The sequence below is a fragment of the Blautia sp. ZXY-1-B12 genome, from assembly GCF_056339915.1.
In genome coordinates this window covers 1-15,681 of the sequence record NZ_JBWJVP010000168.1, presented here as the reverse complement: position 1 = coordinate 15,681, position 15,681 = coordinate 1, and the positions used below count along the sequence as shown (strand labels likewise).

General features: G+C 40.0%; 13 protein-coding genes. 2 read left to right on the top strand and 11 right to left on the bottom strand.

Annotation, left to right across the window (positions count from 1 at the left end; translation table 11 throughout):
- Window positions 1-93: 93 nt before the first annotated feature.
- Window positions 94-711 carry a DUF1836 domain-containing protein gene (locus AC075L_RS09095; protein WP_026649969.1) on the top strand — a complete coding sequence of 206 codons (618 nt, stop codon included), beginning with the start codon at window positions 94-96 and terminating at the stop codon, window positions 709-711.
- A 97-nt stretch (window positions 712-808) separates the two neighbouring features.
- Here the strand turns inward: AC075L_RS09095 and AC075L_RS09090 are convergent, their stop codons facing one another.
- The 9 genes from AC075L_RS09090 to AC075L_RS09050 form a co-directional block, all read right to left on the bottom strand.
- A complete protein-coding gene (locus AC075L_RS09090; protein WP_243104603.1) occupies window positions 809-2,761 on the bottom strand; it encodes a glycoside hydrolase family 127 protein in 1,953 nt (650 codons plus the stop codon).
- Window positions 2,762-2,880: 119 nt separating this feature from the next.
- Window positions 2,881-4,914, bottom strand: coding sequence for a glycoside hydrolase family 31 protein (locus AC075L_RS09085; RefSeq protein WP_476387552.1), 2,034 nt, complete (start codon window positions 4,912-4,914; stop codon window positions 2,881-2,883).
- 115 nt (window positions 4,915-5,029) lie between these two features.
- On the bottom strand, window positions 5,030-5,872 hold the full coding sequence (locus AC075L_RS09080) for a carbohydrate ABC transporter permease (RefSeq protein ID WP_055149585.1): 843 nt from the start codon (window positions 5,870-5,872) through the stop codon (window positions 5,030-5,032).
- Window position 5,873: 1 nt separating this feature from the next.
- The gene (locus AC075L_RS09075; protein WP_025578113.1) at window positions 5,874-6,773 is read right to left on the bottom strand and encodes a carbohydrate ABC transporter permease; all 900 of its coding nucleotides are present in this window, start codon (window positions 6,771-6,773) and stop codon (window positions 5,874-5,876) included.
- Between the two features lie 30 nt (window positions 6,774-6,803).
- Window positions 6,804-8,060, bottom strand: coding sequence for an ABC transporter substrate-binding protein (locus tag AC075L_RS09070; RefSeq protein WP_055149583.1), 1,257 nt, complete (start codon window positions 8,058-8,060; stop codon window positions 6,804-6,806).
- Window positions 8,061-8,279: 219 nt separating this feature from the next.
- Window positions 8,280-9,029 (bottom strand): response regulator transcription factor, encoded by a 750-nt coding sequence (locus AC075L_RS09065; protein ID WP_055149581.1) that lies wholly within the window; start codon window positions 9,027-9,029, stop codon window positions 8,280-8,282.
- Between the two features lie 41 nt (window positions 9,030-9,070).
- Window positions 9,071-10,915 carry a sensor histidine kinase gene (locus tag AC075L_RS09060; RefSeq protein WP_025578107.1) on the bottom strand — a complete coding sequence of 615 codons (1,845 nt, stop codon included), beginning with the start codon at window positions 10,913-10,915 and terminating at the stop codon, window positions 9,071-9,073.
- A gap of 247 nt (window positions 10,916-11,162) precedes the next feature.
- The gene (locus AC075L_RS09055) at window positions 11,163-13,364 is read right to left on the bottom strand and encodes an alpha-galactosidase (protein ID WP_177968651.1); all 2,202 of its coding nucleotides are present in this window, start codon (window positions 13,362-13,364) and stop codon (window positions 11,163-11,165) included.
- An 87-nt stretch (window positions 13,365-13,451) separates the two neighbouring features.
- Window positions 13,452-14,117 carry a DUF624 domain-containing protein gene (locus tag AC075L_RS09050; protein WP_177968652.1) on the bottom strand — a complete coding sequence of 222 codons (666 nt, stop codon included), beginning with the start codon at window positions 14,115-14,117 and terminating at the stop codon, window positions 13,452-13,454.
- A gap of 77 nt (window positions 14,118-14,194) precedes the next feature.
- On the opposite strand from AC075L_RS09050, the gene AC075L_RS09045 reads away from it, so the two are divergent.
- The gene (locus tag AC075L_RS09045; protein ID WP_368183790.1) at window positions 14,195-14,311 is read left to right on the top strand and encodes a DUF6783 domain-containing protein; all 117 of its coding nucleotides are present in this window, start codon (window positions 14,195-14,197) and stop codon (window positions 14,309-14,311) included.
- Window positions 14,312-14,340: 29 nt separating this feature from the next.
- Here the strand turns inward: AC075L_RS09045 and AC075L_RS09040 are convergent, their stop codons facing one another.
- Complete coding sequence (locus tag AC075L_RS09040; RefSeq protein ID WP_008706570.1) at window positions 14,341-15,165, bottom strand: carbohydrate ABC transporter permease; 825 nt, start codon at window positions 15,163-15,165, stop codon at window positions 14,341-14,343.
- Window positions 15,166-15,177: 12 nt separating this feature from the next.
- On the bottom strand, window positions 15,178-15,681 hold a 504-nt coding region (locus AC075L_RS09035), incomplete at its 5' end, for a carbohydrate ABC transporter permease (RefSeq protein WP_476387551.1).

Below are 15,681 nucleotides of genomic sequence, written 5' to 3'. Positions count from 1 at the left end.
TAAATTCAAGCGGATATAAATTTTGTAATTAGTGAAAAAAACATTTACAAGTAGTATTTAAAACTATATAATAAGGAACAGAGGTGATGAAAGATGACAATCGATGATAAAGATATGATAAACAGCATTCTGGAAAGTGTATCCAGGATTGACTATATTAAACCGGAAGACATCCCAAATATTGATTTATATATGGACCAGGTGACAACCTTTATGGAAGAGCAGCTCGTTTCTTCCAAACGTTACGCAGATGATAAGATTCTCACCAAGACTATGATCAACAATTATGCAAAGAATAAACTTCTTCCCCCGCCTGAGAAGAAACGTTATTCCAAAGAACATGTGCTGATGCTGATTTTTATTTACTATTTCAAAAATATTCTTTCCATCAATGATATCCAGACTCTGCTCACACCGATTGCGCAGAAATATTTTAAATCCATGACTGAGAAAGATATGACTTATATTTATAATGAAGTTTTCAGCATGGAAAAGGAACAGATTGAATCCCTGAAAAAAGACCTTCTGCGCAAATACAAAACAGCACAGGATACTTTCGGGGACGCAGATGAAGAAGATCAGGCGAATCTGAAAAGATTTTCCTTTATCTGTCTGTTAAGCTTTGATGTTTATGTAAAAAAGATGATGATCGAGCATATAATCGACGGGATGAATCCGGAATCGGAGCATAATTCCAAAAAGAAAAAATAATTGTCAGCCTATAATCAAGCAAATACTGAACAGACCAAAAGGAGACCACATATTTTTCTGCGATCTCCTTTTATTTTTCCTTTATTTTATCAGCGAATTACATATAAAAAAGTTCCTTCATCCACACAAGCATTTCTCCATTTTCACGATTTCCCCAATAACAATATGGTACCAGTGTCAATTTAACATCTTCCAGTTCTACTTTTCTGTTCTGATACAATATTCCTTCATTCCAACCCTTCTCTGAAATTTTTTTGCCGGTTATATGGAGTACACTGCATCCTTCCAGAAGTTCGTCATCATATGTTTCTTCAATCTTCTGATCAGTATTAACCATAACAGAAGAAAGATTCTCCCCGTTATCCGCTTCTTCCACACAGTAAACCAGAGGTCCCTTTACTACTGCCACTTTTGCACTGTCAACTCTTACCTGTGGATTTGCATGAACAAATACTGGCTCTGCATCAAAACTTATTTCAAATGTTTCTTTATACATTTTTCCGGAAATTTTAATATATCCATGGTCTTCTGTCAGATTCTCTTCTTTACCGTTTCTCAAAATTTTGAAATTCTCTGCATATGCCGGAACCCTGAATGCGATCATCGCCTCAGTTTCTTGCACACCATCTACAGAAACTGTCATCTTGTTTTCCCATGGGAAATTTCCTTTTAACGTAATTTTGAACGGAACTCCATTAAGTGTAACTTCTGTTTCATTTGCAACATACAGATTTACGTAAATTTCATTTTCTTCTTGGAAATAGATGTATTGTCCAAGAGATGCCAATGTTCTGGTAATGTTTGGCGGGCAGCATGCAACACCAAACCATTTCTGCCTGACAGGTTTCACATGTTCGCGTGAAGTTCTCGGCATACAGCTTACCGGCCATACTTCCAGAGGATTTACATAAAAAAAGCTTTTTCCATCCATAGCTATGCCTGATAAAAGTGTATTATATAAAGCCCGTTCCACTACATCCATATAAGAAGCATCCTTCTCCATATCTGCAATTCTCTTTCCAAACATAGCAAGTGCAATCGTAGCACATGTCTCAGAATAATTGCTGTCATTTGGCAGATCATAATCTGTTGTAAATCGTTCCAAGAATCCAGAAGATCCAACACTTCCTGTAATATACATTCTTTTGTGCACCATATTATCCCACAAGTTTCGGCATGCCTGCTGTAATTCTTTATCCTGATATTCATATGCCAGGTCTGCCATTGCAGAATACATATAGTTTGCTCTTACAGCGTGTCCTTCTGCTGTCCTCTGTTTTCTTACCGGTTTATGTGCCTGCGCATACATGGTATCATAATTTACAAAATCCGGAAAAATACGCTTATGTCCCGGTCTCTTTTCCTCCTCCAGAAAATAATTTTTGCCAGTACCTCTCAGATCTATGAAATATTTTGCCAGATCCAGATATTTTTTCTCACGTGTTACACGGTAAAGCTTTACAAGTGCCAGTTCTATTTCCTGATGTCCCGGATATCCATGGATTTTTCCCTCTTCCGGTCCGAAAGTCTGGCAGACAAGATCTGCAAATTTTGATACAATTTCCAGGAATCTACGTTTTCCGGTTGCTTCATAGTATGCTACTGCTGCCTCGATCATATGCCCTGCTGTATAAAGCTCATGACCTTCCATAAGATTACTCCATCGTCCATCCGGTTCTTTGATCGTAAAATATGTATTTAAATATCCATCCGGCTGCTGTGCACGTCCGATCAGTTCAATCGTCTCATCAGCCAATTCTTCCAGCTTTTCATCTCTTTCATAATTTAACACAAAACCAACTGCTTCCAGCCATTTTGCAACATCCGTATCCTGAAATACGGCGCCCTGAAATTCTCCCTCTTTTTCTCCTGCTGCAATTTTGAAATTTTCTATACAATGACTGGTTTCTACATCTTCCAGTTTATCATTCAGAATATCCCACTGATAAGGAATAATCACATCCTTTACCAGATGCACATATTTATTCCAAAAATTATCTGTAACATGAATCTGTTTAAGAGAAATACTTGAATTTGCTGCTTTTCCCATTTTTTCTTCTCCTTTATCATCCATTTGGATCAGCGGTGACACCGTTAAATGTTCTTTAAAAGGGTGTCGAAAATTATCCCTCGATAATTCTGCGACACCCTCCTGATCTTTAAACTTCTTTATTTCATCGGCAGTTTGTAACCATCTCTTGTAAACAATGGAATCTGCTCGATCGGTGCTGCCACATGTACTTTCTGTCCACCTTCAAAGGTTTCACCTGTCCATGCATTTGTCCAGGAGGCTCCACCAGGAAGATATACATCTGTCTCACGTGCATCTGCATCTGTGATCGGTTTTACCAGAACTTTTGGTCCAAACATATACTCTGTCTCTACATTCCAACTTTCTTTGTCTTCCGGGAAGTCATAGAACAGCGGACGCATAACAGGAGTTCCTTTTTCATGAGCCTCCTCCATCAATTCTGTAATATATGGAAGCATGCGCTCTCTTAATCTCAAATAATCTGACAGAATCTCACAAACCTGATCTGTGTAACTCCATACCTCATTTGGTGCTCCTGATACACATGTAGCTCCACCAGTTGTACCATACTGAGGCTGAAGCGGCCAGCGATATCCGTGAAGTCTCATAACCGGACAGAAGCATCCATATTCAAACCAACGGACCAGAAGTTCATGGAATTCCGGATCATTTATATTTGCTCCGAAAAATCCGCCGATATCTGTTGTCCACCACGGAATACCTGCAATTCCCATATTAAGACCTGCTGCAACCTGATTTTTCATACTCGGGAAGGAAGATTTGATGTCTCCGGACCAGACCAGTGCACCATATTTCTGTGAACCGGCCCATGCGCAGCGGAGAAGATTGATAATGTTCTCCTGTCCTTCTGCTTTCATTCCATCAAAAAATGTCTTTGCATACATAACAGGATAAATATTTCCAACCTGAATATCCGGTCCGAGATGATAACGATAATTCTCGAAATCATAAACTGTATATTCCGGTTCTGCTTCATCCAGCCAGAATACTTTTACACCTTTATCATAATAATTCTTCTTTGCTTTTTCCCATACATATTCACGTGCTTCCGGATTAGTTGCATCGTAATGAAGTGTATTTCCCTGAAAATCCATGGATATCGGATATCCGGAATCTACGCGGATCAGAAGACCTTTACTCTTCATTTCATTGAAATTCTCGCTTCTGTAATCTACTGTCGGCCAGATGGAAACCATCAGTTCAATTCCTATATCTTTCAGTTCTTTGATCATTGCATCCGGATCCGGCCAGTATGTCGGGTCAAATTTCCATTCGCCCTGCATTGGCCAGTGAAAGAAGTCAACAACTATTACAGAAATCGGGAGGTTACGGCGTTTATATTCTCTTGCTACTTCAAGAAGTTCTTCCTGTGTCTGATAACGAAGTTTGCACTGCCAGAATCCCATTGCATATTCCGGCATCATCGGAACTTTGCCTGTTGCATTTGCATAAGCTTCTTCGATTTCGGCCGGTGTGTCACCTGCTGTGATCCAATAATCCAGTTTCTTGGAAGAAAATGCTTCCCATGTTGTAATATTTTTGCCAAAATTTACACGTCCTACAGCCGGATTATTCCACAAGAATCCATATCCAAGACTAGAAAGCATGAACGGAACACTTGCCTGTGAATTTCTGTGTGCCAGTTCAAGATCAGCTCCCTTTACATCAAGGTATGGCTGCTGATACTGGCCCATACCATATATTTTCTCCTCCGGTGTGGAAACAAAACGCATTGTCAGTCTGTAATCCCCACCTGTGATAGGCTTAAATTCTCTGGCTTCTACTTCAAGAGAACTGCAGGTATTTCCGAACATATCTTTTCTGTTGCGGACATACTCATCCAGTAAAAGTTCTCCTTTCTGATTATAAAATGCAATTTTACCGATCAGATTAATCTCTGCACGGATCTTACCATTACGGATCGTTGCTCCGTCTTCGCGAACTTCGATTTCCGGTGTGATTTCCTTCTCTGGTTTGATCAATGCCCAGTCTGCCTGATCCATCTCTGCGGTTTTCCATGCACGTACACGAAGGCTGTCAGCACCCCACGGCTCAATTCTTACCCGTTCAGCCTCATAACGGTAGCACAGCGCATTTCCTTTTTGCTCAAAATACCCATATACGTCTCTTACTTCTTCCTGATTTGCCATTTCTGCCTTCTCCTTTTCATTCTTAATGGAGTTTCAGCGAATTGGAACTGCAGTTTTATCTGTTTTGTTCTAATCCGCTGAACTTGTTTATAATATAAATAATAGCTTTATTTTATCAGTCTTTTACCGCACCTGCGACAAGACCGCCTACAATATATTTCTGTAAGAAAATAAACATCAGAATTACCGGAAGTACCAGTATTGCACCATAAGCCATGATACAGTTCCATCTTGTACCATATGCACTCTGGAATTTATAAATATTCGCTGTCAAAGGTCTCATTGTCTCTGCAACATTAAATGTCATTGAATATACCAGATCATTCCAGCCGTTCAGGAATGAAATAACCATGATAGTAATAATTCCTGTTTTTACTGCCGGAAGCATAACCATAAGAAATGCTTTTACCGATCCGCATCCATCCAGTCTTGCGGCCTCATCCAATGATACCGGAATACTTCTGAAATAAGGTCTCAATGTTACGATTACAAACGGTATAGAACTGGCTGCAATCGCAACCGGAGCTGTCAGATGATTTCCAAGAAAGCCCAATTTACTGAAAATCAGATACATTGGGGTCAATGTCAGGGATGGAGGAAGCATCTGTGAAATCAGAAATGTAAGAAGGAAAACATTTCCACCTTTTACTCTGTATCTTCCCATTCCATATGCTGCCGGGACACCGAGTACCAGAGCAATTGCCATTGTCAAAAGTCCATTAAGAAAACTGTTTTTCAAAGATATCAGAAACGTTTTATCTGTTAAGTTTTCCAGCCACGGTTCAAAGGTGAAATCATGTGGAAAATAGGTAAGAACCTTTCCAAATGTTTCTGCATCTGACTTAAATGAAATCTGTATCAGCCAGTAAATCGGAAATAAGAAGATAAATGCAATAAGAAGTGCAAATATCGAATTTCTGATCTCTTTTGCCTTTTCAGCACCTGTCATATTATCCATATCAGCCTTCCTCCTCTTCTTTTGATAACAGTTTCAGATAGAACAGACCAATAAGGAACAGGCATGCAAACAGTACCATTGCAACTGCCGCACCTTTTGAAAAGTTAAACTGTGTAAATGATAACATATAAGAATATGTTCCCAGCACATCTGTTGAATTCAACGGACCTCCGGCTGTCATGATATACATCAGGTCAAATGCACGGAATGTATAGATAAATCCTAACATCAGTACTGCAAGAATTGACTCTTTCATCAGGGGAAGAGTTATAAAAAGAAAACGTTGTCCCCAATTTGCTCCATCCATGGATGCGCTCTCGTATACATCCGGTGAAATACTTGTAAGTCCTGATACAAGAAGGAGCATATTAAACGGAATACCTACCCAGCAGTTCATAATAATTACTGCAATCAGAGCTGTGCTGGTGTTAACCAGCCATTCCGGACCGCTGATTCCGATTTTTCCAAGCAGGTCATTGATAAGACCTGCATTGGAAAAGATATTTTTACCAAGAAGACCAGTTACTGCCATTGGCATCATATAGCTGACAAGAATCAGACCTCTGATCGGACCTGCGAGTTTAAATTTCTGATTGAAAAACATCGCAAATGCAAATCCGATGGTAAACTGGAAAATAAGACAAGCTATTGTAAAAATAAATGTATTGCGCAGAACCAGAAGAAATGTCGGATCATGGAATAAATCAATATAGTTCTGTAATCCGACAAATACGGAAGTTCCTGATTTCAGGTTCTTTACATTTACATCCTTAAGACTGAGAATAATGTTATAAACGATCGGGTATCCCAGCACAAGGATCATATAAATAAATGCAGGTACAATGAAACAGTATGCTTCTTTCGTCTTTTGCTGCGCCATAGTCCTAGACTTTGCTGCCATTAAAGCCACATCCTTCCCTATTTGTTAGTTTTAGTTGCTTTCAGGAAGAGGAGTTTCTTCTACGATTGGATTAATTTTAGCTGCTGCTGTTTCAAGAGCGTCTTTTGCAGATGTTCCGTCTACGATTACAGACTGTGTTGCTGTATAAACCGCTTCAGAAATAGATGGCCATTCAGCGTGCGGTCCACGAGCCTGCGCATAATTCATTTCATCTGTAAATACCTTAAATCCATCCTGCTCAAATGTGTATTCAGCTGTCGCATCCTGTCTTGTAGGAATCTTTCCGCCTACAGCTGCCCATTTTGCTTCGTTTTCCTGTGAGCAGAGCCACTCAAGGAATTTAGCACATGCTTCTTTGTTTTCTGATCCTTTGCAGACACCAAAGTTCTCACCACCGATTGTAGATGTAGAGGTTCCTTCGTCGCCTGTTGGAAGAAGTGTAAAGTCATATTCAAATGCTCCGTTGATTGCATCTGTCTGTGCCAGATGCCATGTTCCACATTCTGCAAATGCAGCTTTTCCTGCGCAGAACTGATTCCATGCATCTGCCTGTGTCCAGTTTACACACTCTTTACTCATGTATCCGTTTGCTACAAAATCTCCAAGTGTCTGTAATCCATTTACAGCAGAATCAGCAGTAATATTATCAACATTAACGCCAGTTCCATTCTGTACAGATCTCAGCCATGGAAGGATCTGGAATGTTCCTTCTTCTGTAGATACTGCACACATTGCGAATCCGTATACATCATTGGATGCATCTGTTGTTGCTGCAACCATTTCCTTGAACTCATCAAGACTCTGCGGCATATGATCATATCCGGCTGCTTTCAGAAGATCCATATTGCAAGCAAGTGCAAGACAGTTACTATTCTGTGGAAGTCCGTAAACTTTTCCATCAGGGTCTTTACAGGAGCTTAATGGTCCATCATAGAACTGATCCAGTTCTCCCCATGATTCTAGATCATCAGTGATATCTTCGAATACTCCGAGAGATATGTAGGATTCCATATCCGGTGAATCTACCTGTCCGATATCAGGAAGTTCTCCTGAAAGTGCTCCAACTGTGTACTGGTTCATTAACTCTGTTCTGGATACGAATGTTGCATTGATGTGAATGTCATCCTGTAAAGAATTATATTCTTCAACCATGTCTGCGAGCATTTCCTGCTCTGGCTTCTGATCAAAATAATGCCACATTGTAACTTCCTGCGGAGCTGCCTGTACAGTTGATGCCGCCATCAGCGAAGCCGCCAATAATGTTGCTGTAAATAATGTTTTTTTCATGTTTTTTCCTCCCTTTTTCCTTCTTAGTTGAATTTTGTTTTGGTTAGTTGCACAATTTTAAGTCGTCTCTCTGTTGTTTTGTTGTATATATTTTACCATTCAAATTTCCACCGCATAACCCAAGATTTTATGGAAAAAGGAATTTTGTACGGATAATATTTTAAGATTAAGGAAATATTTTAAGATTTTCAAGATATTTTCCATATATTTCTTATATTTTTACTCTTTTATTTCTGACAGATATTCAGATGGACTCTTTCCTGTCACCTCGCGAAAGACTTTTTTGAAGTATTTAGAATCGGAAAATCCTACCTGATAAGGAACATCCCTCTGATCACATATTTCTTCCCTCAACATATACTGTGCCTGTTCAATTCTATACTCCCTTAGAAAAGTGCTGAAATTTTCTCCGATATTTTTTCCAAAAAGATAACTGAAATATTCCTGGCTCAGCCCAAGATCTTCTGCCAATTTCTTCTGGCTTATTTTTCCGGCATATCCACTCTGTATGATATCCAGAGCTTGCAGAATCATAGGGTGGGCATCCGGATATTTATCTCTCAAATTTCTGGATTTTCTGCGGGAATAGCTATTTTTTCCACTGATCTTATTCTCAATTTTCTTCAGTACTGCTTCTGCCTCATCTCTTGTAAGAGGTTTCAGAAGATACTCTATTACACCAAGAGAAATTGACTGCTTGGCAAAATCAAAATCTGCATATGCACTTACAATCACAAATTCTGCCTTAATTCCCTGAGCTCTGGCAGCTTCTATTACTGAAAGCCCGTCCATAAACGGCATCTTGATATCAATAAAAACCACATCCGGCTTCTGTTCCAGAATCATTTCCAGCGCTGCTTTTCCATTAGATGCCTGTGCCACAATCTCATACTCATCCCTCAGGCTCTGCAAAACCCTTACTAATCCCTGTCTGGTTCTCTGCTCATCTTCTGCAATTAAAATTCTCAATGTATAAAGACCTCCTCTGTTACTTTTTTTGCTACATTTATTTACTCTATATCTTTCTCCGGATTCTCTGGTATTGGAAGCCAGAAAGTAAATTTTGTCCCCTTTTCAGGTTCTGATTCCAAAACTACAGAAAGTTCTTCTCCATAATACATTCGCAGTCTTGTCACTACATTCTGAATCCCGATTCCTGTTCCTGCCAAATCCAAAGTATGCTTTTCCATAAGAATCTGCTGCATCAGTTTCTCTGTATCTTCATTCATTCCACATCCATTATCTTCAATGCAAAGACGGAATCTGGATCCATCAATGTGACCCGTAATACGGATCATTCCCCCGCTTTCTCTTCCTTCAAAACCATGAAGGATAGAATTCTCCACAAATGGCTGAATAAACAGTTTACAGCATGGCCATTCGCCGTATTCTTCCTGAAATTCAATCTCGTAGTCAAACACATCCATAAGCCTGAACTTCTGCAGATATAGATACTGCTCTACCCATCTCAGTTCCTGCCCCAGACTTACTGACACAAGCTTCCTTGAGAATGTATATGAAAGCATATTAGAAAGCTTTTTCAGAAGATCTGCTACCTCATAATCTTCATTATCTATCGCATTATAATTGATCGCAGTCAGTGTATTGCAGAGAAAATGTGCATTGATCTGTGATTCCAGAGCTTCTTTCTCTGCCTTATTTTTCTGACGGATAGAAAGATTCTTTTCACGATAATATCTACGTATTTCCTTGTACTGTCGTTCCAGAGTTTCCGCCATTTCGTTATAATAACCAGCCAACTGCCATATCTCATTGGTTCCCTTTACTTCTATCTTCGGAAGATTCTTGGAAAGTTTAATATTTCGCATAGAATCCCGTATAATATCAATTGGTTTTAATACTCTTCGTATTGTAAACTGCCATAAAAATCCACAGATACACAACAAAAACAGATATACATAAATGCTTCTGGTATACATCTGGTTAACCTGTGCACGCATTTTTCCAAGATCCGTGGTAATATATGCTGTCCATCCAAAATATTTTAATGATCTGCTGATATTCTCGGTACTGTCCAGCGTTTTTCTGTAACTTTCCACTGTCATTCCATCGTACTCTTCATTTGGATGGTAAATGATTCTGTTATTTTCATCTGCAATATATCCAATCGAAAGAGGTTTATCAGCTACTCTGTCAAAAGCACTTTTTTCCAGAATATCTCCCATATCGAAAGATACGACCGCTACATTTTTCACATGAGAATAACTGTAAGTTTTTCCAATCAGCGGAACTGCAATATGTACCATTCTTATCTGCGGCCACTGACTGTGAACAGCAGGATCTGTCTCTACATAGTACCTGACATTTGCTTTCTCTTTCTGAAGTGCCATGGTCTTTTCATATATTTCCTGAAGTTTATCCAGATTGCCATCTTCCCATACTCCTTTTGAAGATGTCTGGTACCAATAAACCCCATACTCCTGCCACAGACCTTCATCTGATACAATTGCAATAGATACAACACTTCCAATCTGATGAGCAATATCATCCATTCTGCTGCCCAATGTCAGTTTTTCTTTTGCCAGAAGTATTCCGTCTGCTTCCGTGTTTTCTACCAGAACTCTTAATGTCTCATTAACTCCTACATTGCATGCAGCACTGATGATATCCTTCAGATTTGCATCAATATTAATCGTCGATGTTTCAATCATGGATTCTTCCATTGATCTGGTATTCCTGAGCAGATAATTAAAATATTGATTTTTTACGTAAATCTGAAGGACCAGACCTGCCAGAATCAGAAGTAATACTACTGTTACTGTAACCTGCGCACTCATATGTGAGCAAAAATAATTTCTGATTCTTCCCGGCATTTTTTTGATTTTCTCTTTCATTTTTCTTTACCTGCCTCGTTTTTTATAATTCTACGACTATTTTACATCATTCTACAACATCTTATAAAGATATATCATATAAAATTTTGTGATTATTTATTGATTGATATCTATAGATGGCAAAGGACAAAAAAAGCCAGTAACTAAGCTTATCTGCTATTAATAAACTTAATTACTGGTTTTCATCTTTTTATTATGTTCAAACAGTCACCTACAATTGAATCAGATAACTTATTTGATTCGGTAATTATTTCTCCACTGCCTTAAATGTAAATCTGATTGGCTGGTAATCACCTGTTGTCAGTGGTAATGGCAGTCCTGCTTTCATCAGTGCTGCGCCTGTGTATACTTTTCCGGTTGCAATGTCTTCGTAATGCAGATCTGCATCCAGTCCCTGAGGATAGAAAAGATAGATATACGGATTAGCTTCGCTGTGGAGTCTTACGCCACATACAACTGTCTCTTTTTTGTCCTTGGATACGAACTGCCAAAGTACATGGTTGTTGTTTTCGAATGGGTTCACCAGACGATAGTAGTCTCCGGACTGTACCAGATGCTCCATTTCTTTATACTTCAGAATCTGCTCTCTGGCTGTCTTTTTCTCTTCTTCGGACATCTTCATCAGATCCAGCTCATAGCCAAAGGTACCTGCGGATGCAACAATTCCTCTTGTCTCAAAAGGAGTCGTTCTTCCAGACTGATGGTTCGGGCATACGCTGACATGTGCGCCCATTGCACTTATGGGATATCCGAAGGAGGTACCATACTGGATTTTCAGTCTGTCAATAGCATCTGTATTGTCACTGCACCAGATCTGCGGAGAATAGTAAAGCATTCCCGCCTCAAATCTTCCGCCTCCGCCTGAGCAGGACTCAAACAGAAGATCCGGATATCTCTGTACCAGGCTTTCCATCATTTCATAAACAGCCAGCACATATCTGTGGTAAACCTCTCCCTGATGTTCCTTTGGAAGAGCTGCTGAGAATACGTTATCTACGCTTCGGTTCATATCCCATTTCACATAATCAGCCTTGCATGCATCCAGAACCTTAAAGATCTGGTTCATAATGTGTTCACGTACTTCTTTTCTGGTAATATCCAGATTTAACTGATATCTGCTTCGGTTCATGGCACGTCCCGGGATCTTCAGTGCCCAGTCTGGATGCTCTCTGTAGAGATCACTATCCTCAGAGATCATCTCCGGCTCTACCCACAGACCGAATTTCAGTCCAAGTCCATGAATCTTCTCTGCAAGTGCAGGAAGCCCGCCTTTAATCTTTTCTTCATTTACTTCCCAGTCACCAAGTGCACACCAGTCATTGTCTCTCTTTCCAAACCATCCGTCATCCAGAACAAACATATCCAGTCCGATATTTTTTGCCTCTTCTGTAATGTGGTAAATCTTATCTGCGTCAAAATCAAAATAAGTTGCTTCCCAGTTATTTACCAGGATCGGTCTTGGCAGCTCTGTGTATTTACTGCGGATCAGATTGCTTCTGTATGCATCATGATAGATCCTGGAAAGCTTTCCGAAGCCTTCTGCTGAATATGCCATGATCACTTCCGGTGTCTCAAAACATTCTCCATTTTCCAGTGTCCAGGAGAAATGATATGGATGGATTCCCATTGCCACACGGGTATGTCCTACCTGGTCCACCTCTGTTTCAAATAAGAAGTTTCCACTGTATGCAAGTGCATATCCATAGCAGTTTCCATAAGTTTCCTCTGTATTTCTGTCACAGAGGATCACAAATGGATTGTGATGATGGCTGGAGGTGCCGCGGATACTTCCCACAGACCAGTTGCCATGACCAAGGTGAGTTCTCTCCATCTGGCGTTCCATATTGTGTCTGCCATAGAAATGAACTGCATCCAGTTCTCTGTATTCATAGTCCATTTCCATAGACATTGCTTTTTTTACTGTAACCGGTGCTGTACCTGTATTTTCCAGGCGTACCGCTCTGGTGATCACATCAAGATGAGGAAATACACCATAGAGAAGATGTGCTTTCAGTCCGCTGATACGGTCTGTCAAAACAATTTCCAGTGTCTCTGCCTCATCTTCCTTTGCAAACATTGCAGGAAGCCCTTTCAGGCTGTACTTTCCTTTTGTAATCTCATAGGACTCAAATTTCAGATTTGCAGTATCACTGCCGTCTGCCTGCTCTGTCTCCAGGCCATTGATACGATAATCACCATTTCCATATGCAGTATATTCCTGTGGCAGGGTATCTAATGAAAATGTTCTGTCCTTTTCTGCCTCATAAGGATTTCCTGAAAATCCTCTGTCCACACATACAATCCTGTCTGTGATCAGTGTATCGCCTACCGGACTTCCATAATACAGATGAACCAGAGTATCATACTCTCTTACCTGCATCTGATAAGTGCTGTGCTCTGTTCTCAGGTCGAATACTTTCTCTGCCTCGTGATATTTGATCCATTCCATACTCTGTACCTCTCATTTCTTTGTTCTTTCTATTTTATAGATGTTCTATCTATTTTTTATGTAACCAGGTATCGCTGTTTGTTTCGGTTAAAACGCGTACTGATCAGGTTCTGTGTCCACGTAGTGATGTTCCTCTTCCTCCTCTTTGAAGTAGGGCTTGAACAGTTTCCACATAAACCAGGAATCTGCATAGGCAGTCAGGGAGAACCCAAACATCAGCCAGATCAGCAGATATACCGGGAAAAGTTTTGCATCTACAAGTGTCATTGTCATTGGCAGGATTGTGATCACTGCCACAGCTAAGGCATAACCTATATGTTTAACCGCAAAATAAAATGCGTTTGTAATCAAAGTCATTGTTTTATTTTCAAATGCTGCAACTGTTGGAAATACATACAGTGCAACTGCCACCAGAGGAATATATACCGCAAAGATCACATAATTAAAAATCTGTGACATGGATCCCGGCATTGTTGCCAGAGCTTCTTTTTCCATATAAATAAATATTCCTGCTGCAACCATCAGAATCCAGATCAGTGTGGACTGCCTGAAATTCTGCTTAAAACTCTTAAAAAAATCATGAAGTACTCTGATATCTCCATCTTTATGGAGCTTCAATGTACAGTAAAATAATGCAGTGGTGGATGCCCCTGCTGTGATAATCGGAAGAGAGCACACGATCCACAGCAAATTTAATGCGATCAACTGACCTAAAAATCCAAATATTCTGTCAAAGAGACTTCCTGGTTTCATTTCTATCTACCTCTTCCTTTCATTTATCTTTTTTTATTTTATATTTCAGTTTTCTTTCTCTAGAGCATGTTTAAAAAATCATTCCCGCAAATTGTGACGCACATCTTGGGGAAAGCATTTTTCAGACACACTCTAAATATTATCAAATCCAGTTTCAGGCAAGCCCTGCTACAATCTCTGGTCTGATTTTATAACAAAGCCTGCCTGTGCTGCTCAGATTTTATTACAGCTTACCACCAGATGTTGCAATACCTTCGATGAACTGCTTCTGGAAGATCAGATACAGTACGATCATCGGGATACATGCAAGCAGAGATGCTGCCATCAGCTGCGGATAATTGTTGGTGTACTGTCCCTGCATTTTTGCAAGTGCTGCTGACAGAGGCATTACATCCTTGTTACAGATCAGAGGCCACATCAGGTCTTTATATGCAAATACTGCTGTGAAGATTCCCAGTGCCACCATGGAAGAACGTGTCAGAGGAGCCATGATGAACAGGAAGGTCTGACCGATGTTACATCCGTCAAGACGTGCTGCCTCTTCCAGATCTTTCGGAAGTCCCATATAAGCCTGTTTGAGGAGAAATGTACCAAATGCAGTAACAATACCGGGAAATACCAAGGCAAAAATGGTATTGAGCATTCCCATTTTGCTTACCATTAAGTACTGTGGGATAATGAAAATCTGTCCAGGAACCATCATCTGGAAAAGGACCAGAGAGAACATCAGGTTTTTCCCCCTGAAGTTCAGACGTCCAAATGCATAGCCTGCCAGTGTTGCTGTCAGAACCGCACATACAACACGACCCAGGATCAGAAGTAAGGTATTGATATACAGATGTAAGAAATCCATATTTGCGCTTACTTCTCTAAAACTGTCCCATCTCCATGTAGACGGGAGGATTACGAACGGGTTGACAGAGGTTGCCTCTGTCATAGTTTTGAAAGCTGTCAGAATCATCCATAAGAAAGGAACCAGCATGGTAATAGATACCAGTATCAGGATAACATGGATCAGAACTCTGTTTGCTTTATCTCTTGCTGACATAATTATCCCTCCTTAGTTATAATGAACCCACTTCTTCTGCGCAATATTCTGGAATACTGTCATGATCATAATTACAACCAGAAGAAGTACGACGATTGTTGAACCATAACCTTTGTTATTCTGTACAAAAGAATTCTGGTAGAACAGGTAAACAAGTGACTGTGTTTTGTAAAGTGCAGGACTGTTTCTGTCCATAACCATGAAGATCAGGTCGAATACCTGCATGGCACCGATGACACGGGTAACCATTACAAAGAAGATGGTCGGTGAAAGCAGCGGGATTGTAATGTGGAAGAACTGTTTGATTCCGGTTGCTCCGTCAATGCTTGCTGCTTCATAATAATCTCTTGGAATTTCCTGCAGACCTGACAGGAAAAGTACCATATTGTAGCCGATGATAGACCATACACCGATCACTGCGATCGCATAGACTGCGATCTTCGGATCAGAGATCCAGTTGATCTTTGTGTGAAAAATGTGATTGAGAAGACCGAATTCTGAGTTAAACAACCATCT

What these genes read in the sequence shown, in the direction of transcription:
- AC075L_RS09070 (WP_055149583.1), bottom strand. Translation starts at nt 8,060, where the DNA reads ATGAAAAAAACATTATTTACAGCAACATTATTGGCGGCTTCGCTGATG.
- AC075L_RS09040 (WP_008706570.1), bottom strand. Translation starts at nt 15,165, where the DNA reads ATGTCAGCAAGAGATAAAGCAAACAGAGTTCTGATCCATGTTATCCTG.
- AC075L_RS09075 (WP_025578113.1), bottom strand. Translation starts at nt 6,773, where the DNA reads ATGGCAGCAAAGTCTAGGACTATGGCGCAGCAAAAGACGAAAGAAGCA.
- AC075L_RS09050 (WP_177968652.1), bottom strand. Translation starts at nt 14,117, where the DNA reads ATGAAACCAGGAAGTCTCTTTGACAGAATATTTGGATTTTTAGGTCAG.
- AC075L_RS09095 (WP_026649969.1), top strand. Translation starts at nt 94, where the DNA reads ATGACAATCGATGATAAAGATATGATAAACAGCATTCTGGAAAGTGTA.
- AC075L_RS09055 (WP_177968651.1), bottom strand. Translation starts at nt 13,364, where the DNA reads ATGGAATGGATCAAATATCACGAGGCAGAGAAAGTATTCGACCTGAGA.
- AC075L_RS09080 (WP_055149585.1), bottom strand. Translation starts at nt 5,872, where the DNA reads ATGGATAATATGACAGGTGCTGAAAAGGCAAAAGAGATCAGAAATTCG.
- AC075L_RS09090 (WP_243104603.1), bottom strand. Translation starts at nt 2,761, where the DNA reads ATGGGAAAAGCAGCAAATTCAAGTATTTCTCTTAAACAGATTCATGTT.
- AC075L_RS09085 (WP_476387552.1), bottom strand. Translation starts at nt 4,914, where the DNA reads ATGGCAAATCAGGAAGAAGTAAGAGACGTATATGGGTATTTTGAGCAA.
- AC075L_RS09060 (WP_025578107.1), bottom strand. Translation starts at nt 10,915, where the DNA reads ATGAAAGAGAAAATCAAAAAAATGCCGGGAAGAATCAGAAATTATTTT.